The sequence below is a fragment of the Nocardia sp. 852002-20019_SCH5090214 genome, from assembly GCF_001665865.1.
Lineage (GTDB): Bacteria > Actinomycetota > Actinomycetes > Mycobacteriales > Mycobacteriaceae > Nocardia > Nocardia nova.
This window is the reverse complement of the sequence record NZ_LZMK01000151.1, coordinates 19,347-33,889: the sequence shown is the minus strand read 5'-3', so window position 1 is coordinate 33,889 and position 14,543 is coordinate 19,347. Positions and strand designations below refer to the sequence as shown.

General features: G+C 68.4%; 16 protein-coding genes and 1 pseudogene. 11 read left to right on the top strand and 6 right to left on the bottom strand.

Going from position 1 to position 14,543, the window contains the following annotated elements; translation table 11 throughout:
* Nucleotides 1-14 precede the first annotated feature (14 nt).
* Both arsB and A5780_RS12685 read right to left on the bottom strand, forming a co-directional pair.
* Nucleotides 15-1,509 (bottom strand): annotated as a pseudogene (gene arsB / locus A5780_RS12690) (ACR3 family arsenite efflux transporter).
* Nucleotides 1,506-1,886: a metalloregulator ArsR/SmtB family transcription factor gene (locus A5780_RS12685; RefSeq protein ID WP_082976437.1), complete on the bottom strand. Its 381-nt coding sequence runs from the start codon at nt 1,884-1,886 to the stop codon at nt 1,506-1,508. Before A5780_RS12685 ends, arsB begins: the two are co-directional and overlap by 4 nt.
* Nucleotides 1,887-1,980: 94 nt before the next feature.
* Between A5780_RS12685 and A5780_RS12680 the strand changes: the two genes are divergently transcribed.
* The 3 genes from A5780_RS12680 to A5780_RS12670 all read left to right on the top strand — a co-directional run bounded on the left by A5780_RS12680 (nt 1,981) and on the right by A5780_RS12670 (nt 3,931).
* Nucleotides 1,981-2,574, top strand: coding sequence for a TetR/AcrR family transcriptional regulator (locus A5780_RS12680; protein ID WP_063012717.1), 594 nt, complete (start codon nt 1,981-1,983; stop codon nt 2,572-2,574).
* Complete coding sequence (locus tag A5780_RS12675) at nt 2,571-3,419, top strand: alpha/beta hydrolase (protein WP_064908523.1); 849 nt, start codon at nt 2,571-2,573, stop codon at nt 3,417-3,419. The genes A5780_RS12680 and A5780_RS12675 overlap by 4 nt, the downstream gene beginning before the upstream one ends.
* Nucleotides 3,420-3,502: 83 nt before the next feature.
* Nucleotides 3,503-3,931, top strand: coding sequence for a hypothetical protein (locus A5780_RS12670; RefSeq protein ID WP_064901272.1), 429 nt, complete (start codon nt 3,503-3,505; stop codon nt 3,929-3,931).
* 20 nt (nt 3,932-3,951) lie between these two features.
* On the opposite strand, the gene A5780_RS12665 is transcribed toward A5780_RS12670, so the two are convergent.
* Together A5780_RS12665 and A5780_RS12660 are read right to left on the bottom strand one after the other, a co-directional pair.
* Entirely contained in the window at nt 3,952-4,581 is a 630-nt protein-coding gene (locus tag A5780_RS12665) for a glyoxalase (RefSeq protein WP_030513796.1), read from the bottom strand.
* 49 nt (nt 4,582-4,630) lie between these two features.
* Nucleotides 4,631-5,179 carry a hypothetical protein gene (locus tag A5780_RS12660; protein WP_064908522.1) on the bottom strand — a complete coding sequence of 183 codons (549 nt, stop codon included), beginning with the start codon at nt 5,177-5,179 and terminating at the stop codon, nt 4,631-4,633.
* 291 nt (nt 5,180-5,470) lie between these two features.
* On the opposite strand from A5780_RS12660, the gene A5780_RS12655 reads away from it, so the two are divergent.
* From A5780_RS12655 to A5780_RS12625, 7 genes are all read left to right on the top strand, one after another.
* On the top strand, nt 5,471-6,607 hold the full coding sequence (locus A5780_RS12655; protein WP_104362704.1) for an amidohydrolase family protein: 1,137 nt from the start codon (nt 5,471-5,473) through the stop codon (nt 6,605-6,607).
* A 70-nt stretch (nt 6,608-6,677) separates the two neighbouring features.
* The gene (locus A5780_RS12650; protein ID WP_030513798.1) at nt 6,678-6,923 is read left to right on the top strand and encodes a CsbD family protein; all 246 of its coding nucleotides are present in this window, start codon (nt 6,678-6,680) and stop codon (nt 6,921-6,923) included.
* 41 nt (nt 6,924-6,964) lie between these two features.
* A complete protein-coding gene (locus tag A5780_RS12645) occupies nt 6,965-7,126 on the top strand; it encodes a hypothetical protein (protein WP_156055505.1) in 162 nt (53 codons plus the stop codon).
* A 34-nt stretch (nt 7,127-7,160) separates the two neighbouring features.
* On the top strand, nt 7,161-7,625 hold the full coding sequence (locus tag A5780_RS12640; protein ID WP_064901266.1) for a CinA family protein: 465 nt from the start codon (nt 7,161-7,163) through the stop codon (nt 7,623-7,625).
* Between the two features lie 152 nt (nt 7,626-7,777).
* Nucleotides 7,778-9,283, top strand: a complete 1,506-nt coding sequence (gene prpD, locus A5780_RS12635) for a 2-methylcitrate dehydratase PrpD (RefSeq protein ID WP_064908521.1) — start codon at nt 7,778-7,780, stop codon at nt 9,281-9,283.
* Nucleotides 9,280-10,194, top strand: a complete 915-nt coding sequence (gene prpB / locus A5780_RS12630; protein WP_064908520.1) for a methylisocitrate lyase — start codon at nt 9,280-9,282, stop codon at nt 10,192-10,194. The genes prpD and prpB overlap by 4 nt, the downstream gene beginning before the upstream one ends.
* Nucleotides 10,194-11,318, top strand: coding sequence for a bifunctional 2-methylcitrate synthase/citrate synthase (locus tag A5780_RS12625; protein ID WP_064908519.1), 1,125 nt, complete (start codon nt 10,194-10,196; stop codon nt 11,316-11,318). The genes prpB and A5780_RS12625 overlap by 1 nt, the downstream gene beginning before the upstream one ends.
* Nucleotides 11,319-11,334: 16 nt before the next feature.
* Here the strand turns inward: A5780_RS12625 and A5780_RS12620 are convergent, their stop codons facing one another.
* Nucleotides 11,335-12,780 (bottom strand): lipase maturation factor family protein, encoded by a 1,446-nt coding sequence (locus tag A5780_RS12620; protein WP_064908518.1) that lies wholly within the window; start codon nt 12,778-12,780, stop codon nt 11,335-11,337.
* 39 nt (nt 12,781-12,819) lie between these two features.
* Nucleotides 12,820-13,644, bottom strand: a complete 825-nt coding sequence (locus A5780_RS12615; protein WP_064908517.1) for an acyl-CoA thioesterase II — start codon at nt 13,642-13,644, stop codon at nt 12,820-12,822.
* A gap of 128 nt (nt 13,645-13,772) precedes the next feature.
* Between A5780_RS12615 and A5780_RS12610 the strand changes: the two genes are divergently transcribed.
* A complete protein-coding gene (locus tag A5780_RS12610; protein ID WP_063015584.1) occupies nt 13,773-14,531 on the top strand; it encodes a DUF72 domain-containing protein in 759 nt (252 codons plus the stop codon).
* Nucleotides 14,532-14,543 lie beyond the last annotated feature (12 nt).

Here is a 14,543-nt window from a genome sequence, read left to right as displayed (position 1 = left end):
CCGGGCGCGCGGCCTCACGACGTCGGCACGAGTTCGGCGATCAGTTGTTCCACGCGAGAACGGATTTCGTCGCGGATGCGCCGCACGGCCGCGATGTCTCGCCCGGCCGGGTCGTCCAGTTGCCAGTCGCGGTAGTCGACACCGGGGAAGTACGGGCAGGTGTCGCCGCAGCCCATGGTGATGACGATGTCGCTGAGGCGGACGGTGCCGGCGTCAGGACGGCCGGGGTGCCGGCGGTGATATCGATGCCGACTTCGCGCATGGCCTGCGCCGCCACCGGGTTGATGCGGTCGGCGGGTTCGGTGCCGGCGGAGCGGACGTCGATGCGGTCACCGGCGAGGTGGGTGAGAAAGCCCTGGGCCATCTGGGATCGTCCGGCGTTGTGCACGCACACGAACAGAACGCTTGGTTTCATTGTCGCGCAGGGCCTTTCGCGGGTGTGGGAGCGTCGGAGGAGGCCGGGAACCGGTGACGCAGGGCAAGGGAGACGTAGACGAGGCCGACGAGAACCGGGACTTCGATCAGCGGGCCGACGACGCCGGCGAGAGCCTGGCCGGAGGCGGCGCCGTAGGTGGCGATCGCGACCGCGATGGCGAGTTCGAAGTTGTTGCCCGCCGCGGTGAAGGCGAGGGTGGTGGTGCGTGCGTAACTGAGGCCGGCCACCCACCCGAAGAGGTAGCCGCCACCCCACATGATCGCGAAGTACGCCAGCAGCGGTACCGCGATCCGCGCGACGTCCCAGGGCCGGGCGGTGATGTGGTTGCCTTGCAGGGCGAACAGGATCACGATCGTGAACAGCAATCCGTACAGCGCCCACGGGCCGATCCGCGGCAGCAGCCGCCCCTCGTACCACTGCCGGCCGCGCGCCCGCTCGCCCAGCTGCCGCGTGAGATAGCCGGCGATGAGCGGGATGCCGAGGAAGATCAGCACCGATTTCGCGATCTGCCACGGCGAGGTGTCGATCGTGGTTCGCTCGAGCCCCAGCCATCCGGGCAGGATCGAGAGATAGAACCAGCCGAGGGCGGCGAACATGACGACCTGGAAGATCGAATTCAACGCCACCAGCACGGCGGCCGCTTCGCGGTCGCCACAGGCCAGATCGTTCCAGATGATCACCATCGCGATACATCGGGCGAGGCCGACGATGATGAGCCCGGTCCGGTACTCGGGCAAATCCGGCAGCAGCAGCCACGCGAGGGTGAACATCAGCGCGGGCCCGGCCACCCAGTTCAGCAGCAGCGAGGCGAGCAGCATGCGCCGGTCGCCGGTGACGGTGCCGAGCCGGTCGTAGCGGACCTTCGCCAGCACCGGATACATCATGATCAGCAGGCCGATCGCGATGGGCAGCGAGATTCCGTCGACCTGCACCGCCGACAGGGTGTCACCCAGTCCGGGAACGAGGCGCCCGAGCAGCAGCCCCGCGGCCATCGCCACGCCGATCCAGACCGGCAGGAAGCGGTCGAGAATCGACAGCTTGGCGACGACCGCGGTCTCTTCGGTCGTGGTCACGTGTGCACTCCCAGCCCGGCCTGATCGGCGAGCAGATCCGAAAGGCGCTGCAGCGCTTCGGGAATCACCCGGTAGTACACCCAGGAGGCGCGGCGCTCACTGGTGACCAGACCGGCCTCGCGCAGCACCTTCAGGTGATGGGAGACGGTGGGCTGGGTGACGTCGAGGCCGTCGGAGACGTCGCAGACACATGCTTCCCCGCCGGCGCGCGCCGCGATGGCCGACAACACCCGCAAACGGACGGGGTCGGCGAGTGCCTTGAGCATCGCCGCGAGGTCGTGGGCCGCTTCGGCGCCCACGACCGGCAGCAACCGGGGTGTGGTCACGCAGCCTGCCGGTGCGGCCGCGTCCGTCGCGGACGACTCCTGATTAGACATCCATCGCCCTCGACATCGGGGCGAAAATTATGTGGCCGCGCCGATCCTAATATGCTTAGGTTACATCCTAAGTAGACTAGGTTAGGAGTGGTACATGTCCCCCCGTGCGGGATTGTCCAGGCAGCGAATCGCCCGCGCCGCAGCGGAACTCGCCGACGAAGTCGGATTCGCCCACGTCACCCTGTCCGCGGTGGCCCGCAGGTTCGGGGTGAAGGATCCGAGCCTGTACACCCACGTCCGGAACCTGCGGGATCTGCAGGTGCAGGTGGGATTGCTGGCCGGGGCGGAGATGAACGAGCGGATCGGCGCGGCGGTGGCGGGGCGCTCCGGGCGCGAGGCGTTGTTCGCGTTCGCCGACGCGTACCGCTCCTACGCCCTCGACCATCCGGGCCGGTACGCGGCAACGCAGATCCGTATGGATCCCGAGGAGGTCGCCGGAGAGCCGGCCCTGCTGCGCGGTATCGAGCTCACCGCGGCGCTGTTGCGCGGATACGGATTGAGCGAACCCGGGGCGACCGACGCGGGACGCTTGCTGCGCAGCACATTTCACGGTTTCGCCACCCTGGAGGCGGCCGGCGGATTCGCGCACTCCCGGGCGATCGACGCCAGCTGGCACCGCATTCTCGAGGCCCTGCATCGCGCCCTGTCGCAGTGGCCGTCCGGCACCGAAGAGGAAGTAGCGCAATGAGATCCGACACACTGACCGTCCCCGGCGCCACGCTGTACTACGAACTGCGCGGCGACGGGCCGCTGCTGTTGCTGATCCCCGGTGGCGGCGGCGACGCGGGCGTCTTCGACGAGATGGCCGAGGTGCTCGGGCGCCGTTTCACCGTCGTGGCGCTGGATCCACGCGGCTGTTCGCGCAGCGTGCTCGCCCACGGGCCCGAGGATCAGCAGGTGGCGGTGCAGGCGGACGACGTGGCCCGGCTGCTCGCACATCTGTCCGATGAGCCGGCGTTCGTCTGCGGAACCAGCAACGGCGCGATCGTCGGACTCGACGTGCTGGCGAGACATCCCGACCGGGTGCGCCGACTGGTCGCGCACGAACCACCCTGCTTCGCCGTCCTGCCGGACGCCGACCGGCACCTCGCGATGGTCGAGGAGGTCTATGCCCTGCTCCACGCCGAGGGCGTCGCCGCAGCCGGCGCGAGATTCCTCGCGGGCATCGGTCCCGCGATGAAACCGGCGCCGCAGGTTGCGCAGTTGTCGGAGCGTGCCGCGCAGATGTGGGCCCGCCTCGCCGCCAACGGCCCGCTCATGATCGAACACGAGTTGCGTGAATTCACTTCGTACACACCGGATTACAGTGCGCTGGCCGCGGTGTCGGACCGTCTGGTGATCGCGGTCGGCCGCGAAACGCGCGGGTGCCTGCCCTATCGGCCCGCGGTCGAGATCGCGGCCCGGCTCGGACTCGAGGTGGTCGAGTTCCCCGGGGCACACAACGGAGTGCGCACCGAGGCCGAAGAGTTCGCGAACCAGCTGATGGAGGTCATGGAGATTACGTCACCGCAGCGTCATCCGACGGATTCGTAGCGGCACCGGCAGCGGCGATGCTCGATGAGTGTCCGGCACCGCGAACCCGCGGCCGGCGGCCCTACCGGTTTCGAGGAGTTTCCATGACCACGGTCCGTTTTCATCTCATCTCCACGCTGAGCCCCGCCGAGGTCGTGGGTGTGCTCACCGACTTCGGCCCGTCCCGGCCGCAGGTGTGGCCGACGATCGATGCCGAGCACTTCGTCGTGCACGAGCAGGGCGAGGGGTGGGCCGAGGTCACCGAGGGGACGGAGGCGGCCTGGGAGCGCGCCCGCTACGAGTGGGACCCGGCGGGCGACACGGTGACCGTGACCACCCGGGATTCCAAACTCTTCGGCGCCGGTGGTGGGTGGGTCTTCCGTGCCACACCTGCCCCGGAGGGCAGCCGTGTCGACGTCGAACTGACCCGGACGCCGCGGGCGTTCAAGGGGAAGCTCCTCGCCGTGCTGCTTCCCCTGGTCGGCCCGTCGTCGCTGCGCAAATCGTTGCGAGTTCCGTTGCGGGCGGCCTGATTCCGGCCGGGCCACCCGGCTCAGGCCTCGACCTCCCACACGAATCCGTCGGGATCGGTGAAGGAACCGAGGGGGCCGGTGACGGCGATCCGATGCGACCCGGAGCCCTCCGCCGGGACACCCGCGTCCTTGGCGGCGGCCTTGCGGCCGTAGAGCGCGAGCTTGACCGACCCGGCCGGCGACTCGAACTCCGCGTACTTACCGCCGAAGCTCTTGGCCACGGTCAAGCCGCGCTCGACGTAGAACTGTTTGGTCGCCTTCACACTCTCGACCCCGAGCAGCAGAACGAAATCGTCGATCTCGCGGGTGGCCGGGCCGGTGTCCTTCTTCGCCGAGGTGGCGATCTTCCAGACCGCGCCGTCGGGGGCCTGCACGACGCCGCCGTACCCCCAGAAACTCTTCTTGGCCGGCTTGACCGTCGTGGCGCCCGCCGCGACCGCGGAGCCGATGAGGCTGTCGACGGTGCTCGGCTGGGACACCACGAGGGAGAGGATGTATCCGCGGAAGCCGGTGGTCTCCGCGTCCGACTTGCGGACCCGCAGCCGGTCGCCGAGTCCGAACGCGGCCTCGTAGAAGGCCGCGGCGGCAGCCGGGTCCGGGGTCTCCAGGATGACCGATGCGATGGTGCTCTGAGCAGTGGTGATGTTCATGTCGAAGACGTTATCGGCGATCGCACGACCGGCGCTTCTCGATTCCTGATCACTCTGGGAGCGTCTGCACCACATCGTGTCCCGGCTCCGTGGCGGGCGTGATCGAGCGCCTCGGACGCCGGTCGGCCGGTCGCCGGCGGCCGTCCGCGATCGCCCATACCGCGAAGCCGCCGACCGCGAAGGCGGCGCCGGCAATGCTGGACCCGGTCCAGCCGGCGGCCGAATACGCGGCGGTCGTGGCGGCCGCGCCGAACGCCGAACCGACGGAGGCCGCGAGTGGCAACGCCAGGCCGCTCCACAGCGTGCCGAAGGAGGCGGACAGGCAGAACGCGATCAGTCCGCGCGAGAGCAGAAGCCGGTCACCGAACAGGGACCGCGAGCCGCGCAGCACCTGCCGATAGCCGGGGCGGCCCGCGCGGGCCTCGGCCGGCAGAAGCATCAGGACCAGGCCCGCCGACGCGACGAGGAGGACTGCCGTCACGGCGTACACGCTGCGCCGGCCCCAGACGGTGGCCGGCAGGCCCGCGACGATGCGTGCGACGCCGAGGATGCCGACGACGAGCGGGCGGGTGGACGCGGAATCGACCTCCGTGCGCAAGGCCGGATGAGGCGGGACCCGCGCCGTCGTCCCCAGTGTCGAGCCCGGATTCTCATGCCCATCGGGTCGTCCATGGTCGGTTGGCAATTTCTGATGATCTCATCATTTACTCTTGACAGCGCGGCCGATCGTATCTGATGATTTGATCAATACCTGCCGGTGGCGTTGACGGCCTTTCTCGGAAGGACACCGCGGAACGCTTCTCGGACAGGATCTTTCGCAACCGTCGAGCGCGAAGTCGCCCGCGCTCGACCCGCGACCGATCAGAGCCGATTCGGAAAGTGAGAATCCATGAACGCCGCTCGCCTCATCTCCGCGATGAGCCGTCGTCGCGCACTGGGTACGGCCGTCGCCGGTACTCTCGGCGTGGCCGCGGCCGCGGCGGCGGTGTTGCCCGCCGCGCAGGCGGCACCGGTGCGCGACCAGCGGCCCGCGCCCTCCGGCACCTACCGCATCGATCTGCACGCGCATTTCCTGCCCCCGGACTACCGTGCCGCCCTGATCGAACACGGCCACCTCACCATCGGCGGTTACCCGACACCGGAGTGGTCGCCGGATCAGGCGCTGGCCTTCATGGACTACTACGGCATTCAGGCACAAGCACTTTCGGTGTCCGACCCGGGTGTGTCCTTCCTGAGCGGGAAGGAGGCCAACGACATGGCGCGCTACTGCAACACCTATGCCGCCGGCCTGTTCCGATCGAATCCGACGCGGTTCGGCGCCTTCGCGGTCCTGCCGATGCCCGATATCCCCGCCTCGATCGCGGAGGCGATCTACGCCCTCGACGAACTGTATCTCGACGGGGTGATCCTGCTGTCCGCCTACAACGGCGTGTACCTGGGGGATCCGCGATTCGAGCCGTTGATGGCCGCGCTGAACCAGCGCAACGCCTACGTTTTCGTCCACCCCGCGGCGATTCCCGACGGCGCCAAACCCACACTGCCGCTACCGGATTTCCTGGAAGAGTTCACCTTCGACACCACCCGCGCGGCGACCATGATGATGGTCACCGGTGTCACCCAGCGATATCCGAACATTCGCTTCCAGTTGGCCCACGCGGGCGGCACGGTGCCGTTCTTGTCGCACCGGATCAGCGTGGCCTCTCAGACCGTGCTGGGGCAGTTGTGGCCGCAGGACCTACCGAAACCCTCCGTGCTCGACATCCAGCGACAGATCTCGACCTTCTACGTCGACACCGCGCTGAGCGGCTCGGCCGCCGCGATGGCGAGTGCCACCGCGGTGATGGGCCGTGAGCACATCGTCTTCGGTTCGGATTGGCCGTTCAGCGCGTTGACTCTGCCACAGTCGGGCAGCCACGATCCGGCGCCCGGTCTCGGCGACATTTTCGACGCCGACCAGCGGATGGAGGTCGAGCACCACAACCCGCTGCGGCAGTTGCCCCGCCTGGCCCGAGCCGTGAGCGGGTAATCGTCCGATTGAGCGCCGCTGCGCTGGGTAGGTCGTTGCATGTCAGGAAATTGCGACGGAAGGGGACTCCGTGTCCGACCACAACAGTGGCCCGCGTGAAGGAATCAAGGGCGTCGTCGAGGATGTGAAGGGGAAGGCCAAGGAGGCGGCGGGCATCGTCACCGGCAACAACGACCTCGAGTCGGAGGGCCGGGCCCAGCAGGACAAGGCCGAATCGCAGCGCGAGGCGGCCGAGAAGGAAGCTCAGGCCGAGAAGGCCCGGGCCGAGGCCAACGTCGACGAGGCGCGTCAGCGGTCTCACCAGCAGGGCAGCTAGCTTCCCGACCGTTCACCCGTTCCGTGCCGGAGGAGGTTCCCGTGGTTTCACACGACGTCATCGCCCAGCTTCGCCAGGACATCACCACTGCGTCCGATGCCGGAGACGAGGCGGAAGTGCAACGGCTGCAACGCGAACTCGACACCGCGCTGCAGGCGTACCGCGAGAGCGGCGACGACGGCACGGAACGGGGAGCGGAATGAGGGAGGACACCGTGGCCGCCCGGGAGGCGGGGCGATGACCGAGGGTGCCGCCGAGCGGATCGCCGAGCTGGCCGCGGCGGCCGGTTCGACGATCGCGGTGGCGGAATCGCTCACCTCGGGCAAGATCGCCTCCGCCCTCGGCGCGGCACCGGATGCGGGACAGTGGTTCCGCGGCGGGGTCGTCGCCTACAGCCCGGAGGTCAAACGCACCGTCCTGGATATGCCCGATGTCCCCGTGGTGTCGCGGCCGGCGGCCGAAGCGTTGGCGGCCAACGTGCGCAAGCTGCTCGGCGCGAGCTATTCGGTGGCGGTTACCGGTGTCGGTGGGCCCGAACCGAGTGACGGCGAACCGCCCGGCACGGTCTGGTTCGCCACCGCCTCCGAGACCGCCGTCACCGCCTGCCGGGCCGAATTCGACGGTGAGCCGGAAGAGGTGCTCGAGCAGACGGTGCGGTTCGCGCTGAGCTGTCTGCTGGACCGTTTGACCGCCGATCGGTGAACGGTTCGCGGACGAGCGCATTGTCCGCAATATTCGCAACTTCGCCGGATCGATAACGCATAACTAGGCAGTTGCAACGTATTTCGACGGGTACCCGTCCTGAGTAGCGTCCGAATCATGCGATTCACCGACGTTCTCGGGAGGTCCCGACTGTGAAGAATCACCTCGTTCGCACGCACCGCTCCGCCGAGGTGTTCCCGCGGGCCGAACACCTGGCGTGGCGCATCGCCGAGGTCGCCACGGATCCGGTCGCGGTGGCGCCGGAGACCGAAGAGATGATCGTCAACCGGATCATCGACAACGCCGCCGTCGCCGCCGCATCGATCACCCGGCGTGCGGTGGCCGACGCCCGCGCGCAGGCACTGGCGCACCCGTATCGGCCCGGTGCCCCGGTATTCGGCGTTCCCGGCACGTATTCCCCGGAGTGGGCCGCGTGGGCCAACGGCGTCGCGGTGCGCGAACTCGACTTCCACGACACCTTTCTCGCCGCCGAATATTCTCATCCGGGCGACAACATTCCGCCGATTCTGGCCGCCGCCCACCATGCCGGACGCAGCGGCCGTGATCTGATCCGCGGCCTGGCCACCGGCTACGAGATCCAGATCGATCTGGCGCGGGCGATGTGCCTGCACGAACACAAGATCGACCACGTCGCGCATCTGGGCCCTTCGGCCGCCGCCGGAATCGGTACGGCGCTCGGCCTCGATACCGAGACGATCTATCAGGCCATCGGTCAGGCGCTGCACACCACCACCGCGACCCGGCAGTCCCGCAAGGGTGAGATCTCCAGCTGGAAGGCCTACGCGCCGGCCTTCGCGGGCAAGATGGCGATCGAAGCCGTCGACCGGGCGATGCGCGGCGAGGGTGCGCCCGCGCCCATCTGGGAGGGCGAGGACGGGGTGATCGCCCGGTTGCTGGCCGGGCCCGACGCCGAGTATTCGGTACCGCTGCCGGGTCCGGGCGAGCCCAAACGAGCGATCCTCGACTCCTACACCAAGGAGCATTCGGCCGAATATCAGAGCCAGGCGCCGATCGATCTGGCCCGGCGGATGCGCGACCGCATCGGGGACCTCGGCCGGGTGGCCTCGATCGTGCTGCACACCAGCCACCACACCCACGTGGTGATCGGCACCGGTTCCCACGATCCGCAGAAATTCGATCCCGAGGCGTCGCGGGAGACCCTCGACCACTCGGTCATGTACATCTTCGCGGTCGCCCTCCAGGACGGGACCTGGCATCACGAGCGTTCCTACACGCCCGACCGTGCCCGCCGGCCCGACACGATCGAGCTGTGGCGCAAGATCTCCACCGCCGAGGACCCGGAATGGACCCGCCGCTACCACTCCACCGATCCCGCCGAGAAGGCCTTCGGCGCCCGCGCCGAGGTCACGCTGACCAGCGGTGAGGTGATCGTCGACGAACTCGCGGTCGCCGACGCCCACCCGCTCGGCGCGCGGCCGTTCGCCCGCGAGCAGTACATCGCCAAATTCCGCACGCTCGCCGAGGGCATCGTCGACGCGGCCGAACAGGATCGATTCCTCGACGTCGCGCAGCGGGCGGGCTCGCTGTCGGCGGACGAACTGCCGCAACTGACGTTCACGGTGTCCGACGAGGTGCTCGCCCGCGCCCCGAAACTGTCGAAGGGATTGTTCCGATGACCGGACTGCTCGCCGCCGCCACCTCCGCCGCCGACAAACGCGTCGCCTTCCGCGCCGGACTCGCGTCGGGGTCGATCCAGCGATTCCCCGGCGCCTTCAATCCCTTGGTGGCCAAGCTGATTCAGGACATCGGGTTCGAAGGTGTCTATGTCTCGGGGGCGGTGGTGTCGGCGGAACTGGGGCTGCCCGATATCGGGCTGACCACACTGACCGAGGTCGCGAGCCGCGGCGCTCAGGTGGCCCGGGTGACCGATCTGCCGGTGCTCGTCGACGCCGATACCGGCTTCGGGGAACCGATGAACGCCGCCCGCACGGTGGCGCTGCTCGAGGAGGCCGGCCTCGCGGGCTGTCACTTGGAAGACCAGGTGAATCCCAAGCGTTGTGGCCACCTCGACGGCAAGGCGGTAGTGCCCACCGACGAGATGGTGCGCCGCGTGCGTGCGGCGGTCTCGGCGCGGCGTGATCCGAATTTCGTCATCTGCGCGCGTACCGACGCCGCCGGGATCGAGGGCATCGACGCGGCGATCGAACGGGCCCGCGCCTACGCCGACGCCGGGGCCGACCTGATTTTCACCGAGGCATTGAGCGGCGCGGCCGACTTCGAGAAATTCCGGGCCGCGGTCTCGATTCCGCTGCTGGCCAATATGACCGAGTTCGGAAAATCCGAACTGTTGCCGGCGCGGACCCTGGAATCGATCGGCTACAACGCGGTGATCTATCCGGTCTCCACTTTGCGCCTGGCGATGTGGGCGGCTGAGACCGGATTGCGCGAAATCCACGAGACCGGCACCCAGGCGGGACTGCTGGATCGGATGCAACATCGCAGCCGCCTCTACGAACTGCTGCGATACGAGCGCTACAACGAATTCGATTCCGACATATTCACTTTCACTCTCGGAAGGAACCAGTGATGACGAAGTCCGCGACTCCGGCGATCAACAAGGGCCTGGCGGGCGTCGTCGTCGACACCACCGCGATTTCCAAGGTGGTGCCGGAAACGAATTCGCTGACCTACCGCGGATATGCCGTCCAGGATCTAACGGCGCACTGCACTTTCGAACAGGTCGCCTATCTGCTGTGGTACGGCGAACTGCCGAACGACGCTCAGCTGGAACGGTTCTGCCAGCAGGAACGCGCGGCGCGACGGGCCGATCGGTCGCTGCTGTCGCTGGTGACGAAACTGCCCGACACCTGCCATCCGATGGATGTGGTGCGCACCGCGATCAGCTACCTCGGCGCCGAGGATCCGCTCGAGGACGACAATTCGCCGAAATCCAACCGCGCCAAAGCGTTACGCATGCTGGCGGTGCTGCCGACCATCGTGGCCGCCGACCATCGCCGTCGGCACGGACTCGATCCGATCACGCCGCATTCGCATCTGGGATACGCGCAGAATTTCCTGAACATGTGTTTCGGGACCGTGCCGGCGCCGGAGCTGGTGAAAGCGTTCGAAGTCTCGCTGATTCTCTACGCGGAGCACAGTTTCAACGCCTCGACGTTCGCCGCGCGCGTGGTGACCTCGACGCAGTCGGATATCTACAGCGCGGTCACCGCCGCCATCGGCGCGTTGAAGGGGCCGCTGCACGGCGGGGCGAACGAGGCCGTCATGCGCGACATGCTCGAGATCGGCGAGCCCGAGCGAGCCGAAGCATGGTTGCGGAAGAAGCTGGCGGACAAGGACAAGGTGATGGGATTCGGCCACCGGGTCTACAAGCACGGCGATTCCCGGGTGCCGACGATGAAGCGGGCATTGCTCGATATCGCCGCTGCCACCGACGGCGGCCGGTGGGTGCGCATATACGAGATACTCGAACGCACGATGGCCGAGGCCACCGGGATCGCGCCGAATCTCGACTTTCCCACCGGCCCGGCGTATTACCTGCTCGGATTCGACATCGAGACCTTCACGCCGATCTTCGTGATGAGCCGGATCACCGGCTGGGCCGCGCACATCATCGAACAGGGCGCCTCGAATGCGTTGATCCGCCCACTCGGCGAATACGTCGGGGTTGGGCAGCGCTCCGTTCTGACCTGATCGGCGTCCGGACGACTCAACCGTGCCGGATCCGCGGGGAGGCGAGGGCGGTGGGCGGCACGTAGTCGCCGACCGCGTCGCGGTGCCACCACACATGGTCGCGGCGCAGCTCTTCCCGGGTGCTGAATCGGTAGAGGTACTGGCGCACTCGCACATGGGCCGGCGGGAGGTCCGGGAAAGGGTTGTGCCGCAACAGGTGCAGGGTGGCCGGGTCGTTGATCAGCAGCCGCCGCAGGAACGGGCCCAGCCAGGAGCGGGCGTAGATCGGGGAGATGGCGGCGAACCACATCAGCCAGTCCAGGCGCAGATGGTAGGGCGCCCATTGGCGGGGCAGCCGATGCGGATCGCCGGGCTTACCCTTGAAATCGTATTCCTCCCAACGGGTTTGCTCGGTGATGTGCCGGTCGTGGGTGCCCTCGACCACCAGTTCCCATCGCCGGCGCTCGATCCGCCCGAACGCGCCGTAGGTGTTGACCAGGTGGTACCGATTGAAGCTGGCGTTCATTCGCTGGTGCCCGGACAACAGATTGCGTATCGGCCAATAGCTGAGAACGGCCACCGCGGCCGTGAAGGCGCAGACCACCGCGACGAACCATATCGGCGGATCCGCGAAGGCGGGCTGAGCGGGTAGCGGCAGAACGGTCGCGGCCGAGCGGGCGTCGATCGCGGTACAGGCCAGCAGGATCGTCAACCAGTTGAGCCAGGCGAAATTGCCCGAGGCGACCAGCCACAGCTGGGTGATCACGACGACGGCCGCGGCGACACTCGCGATCGGCTGCGGGGTGAACAGCGCGAACGGCACGACCAGCTGGGCGATGTGGTTCGCGGCCACCTCCACGCGGTGCAGCGGTTTGGGCAGGTGGTGGAACAGCCAGCTCAGCGGGCCGGGCATGGGCTGGGTTTCGTGGTGGTAGTACAGGCAGGTCAGATCGCGCCAGCAGGGGTCGCCGCGCAGTTTGATCAACCCCGCGCCGAACTCCACCCGGAACAGCAGCCAGCGCGCCAGCCACAGCACGAGAATGGGTGGCGCGGTGTGACCGTTGCCGAGAAAGACCGCCAGAAATCCCGTCTCCAGCAGCAGCGATTCCCAGCCGAACGAATACCAGGCCTGGCCCACGTTGACGATCGACAGATACAGGACCCACGCCGCCAGCCACAGCAGCATCGCCGCCCACAGCGGCACCTGATCGCCCGCCCCCGCCGCCAGTGCCACCGCCAGCGCCGCACCGGCCCAGGAGACACCGGCGAAGAACCGGTCCGAATAGTGCAGATGGAAGATGCTCGGCGAGCCCCGGAACGACGACCGGGCCAGGAAGGCGGGCACCGGCAGCATGCCCCCGGCGCCGATGAGCGCCCGGAACTGCCGCGCGGCGCCCACGAACGCGATCACATAGACGACCGCGAGGCCGCGTTGGAACACCTCGCGCGCGAACCAGTACTCGGGCGCCGTGAACCACTGCATGCTCAGGGCATACCCGCTGCGGCCCGTCGCGATGCCGGTTCAGTCCTTGAAGTAGACCAGCTGATGCGTGGTGGCCAGCGGCCTGTCGCCGGCGCCCCACAGTTGTGCGGACTGATCGAAATAGCCGCCGCCGAAATGCTGTCCCCGCGCGGTGGCGAGCACCGGACGGTCGCCGTGGGCGGCGAGAGCGGCCGCATCGGCGTGGAAGTAGACGGTGAGCGAGACGGTACTGGCGGCGACCATCCGGCCCTGCCGCACCATCACCCGCGGGATGAAGACGTCGGCCAGGGCCGTCACCGCCGGAAAGTCCACCGGGCGAGCCGGGAGGTCTCGCACCCAGAGCGTGGTCGTGGAGGTCGGTTGTTCCCGCGGATCCGACGCGATCGGCCCGTCGCCTTCGACGAATCGCATCTCGTAGTTGCGCATCCACACCGGGAACTCCGGCGGTTGCGCCACGGCCACCGATTCGGCGGGCGGCGCGGCGGGCGGTTCGATCTCGGTATCGGACCAGGTGGGCCGCCGGGCACCGCAGACGACGGTCGCGGTGGTGGTCACCGCGTCGTCCTGGGCCAGCGTCAGCAGCCAGTGCTGGGTGCTGCGGTTGGTCCGGACCGGCGTGCTCTCGATCGTGAACGGGCCGTCGGCGATGGCGCCCGCGTAATTGACGGTGATCGACACCGGTTCGGCCGCGCACCGCGGATCGTCGAGGACCGCGCGCAAGGCGGTGGCCGCGGTGACTCCGCCGAAGGGGCCGACCATATTCGAGTACTCCGCCGTGGTGCGGCCCAGATAGCGGCCCGCACCGGCGGGCGCGGGCGCGGTGGCGAGATCGAACGGGTGGGTGCCGATATCGGTCGGATTCACGAGCGGGTACTCCTTGTCTCATGCGTGCGGCCTCGGCGGCCTCGGCCCACCGACTATAACGATCGTCATAGGCGCGGTGCCCGTCCGGGTCCGAGCGGAGCCGGGACGAGTCTGGTTCGATGGACGATGTGACCCTGTTCGTCGGGACTTCCGGCTGGCAGTACCGCGACTGGCGCGGAGTGCTCTACCCGCCGGGCGTGCCGCAGCGGCTGTGGCTGGAACGGTATGCGGCCGCCTTCGCGACCGTCGAGAGCAACAACGCCTTCTACCGGTTGCCCAGTCGTGAGGTCTTCGCGGCCTGGCGGGAACGCACACCCGAGGATTTCGTCGTGGCCGTGAAGGCCAGCCGCTTCCTCACCCACGTCAAACGCCTCCGCGAGCCGGCCGAGCCGGTGCAGCGGCTCCTCGATCACGCCGCGGGACTGGGCGACCGGCTGGGGCCGATCCTGGTGCAACTGCCGCCGACCCTGCGGGCGGACGCGGGCCTGCTCGACGACTGTCTGCGACAGTTCCCCGCGACCGTGCGCGTGGCCGTCGAACCGCGCCACGAGTCGTGGTGGACACCGCGCATCCGCACCGTACTGGAGGAACGCGGCGCGGCACTGTGCTGGGCGGATGCGCGCTCGCGCCCGGTGACGCCGCTGTGGCGCACCACCGACTGGTCGTATCTGCGTCTGCACTCCGGATTGGCGCGGCCGCAACCCCGGTACGGCCGGCGCGCCCTGACCGCATGGGCGCATCGGCTGGCGGACACCTTCGGTCCCGCCGACGGTTACGTGTACTTCAACAACGATCCGGGCGGCGCGGCCGTCCACGACGCCGTGGTGTTCGCCGGGCTGGCGCGGGCTGCGGGACTGACCGTGACTCGCACCGACGTGCCTTCCTGACCGGTCACCGAT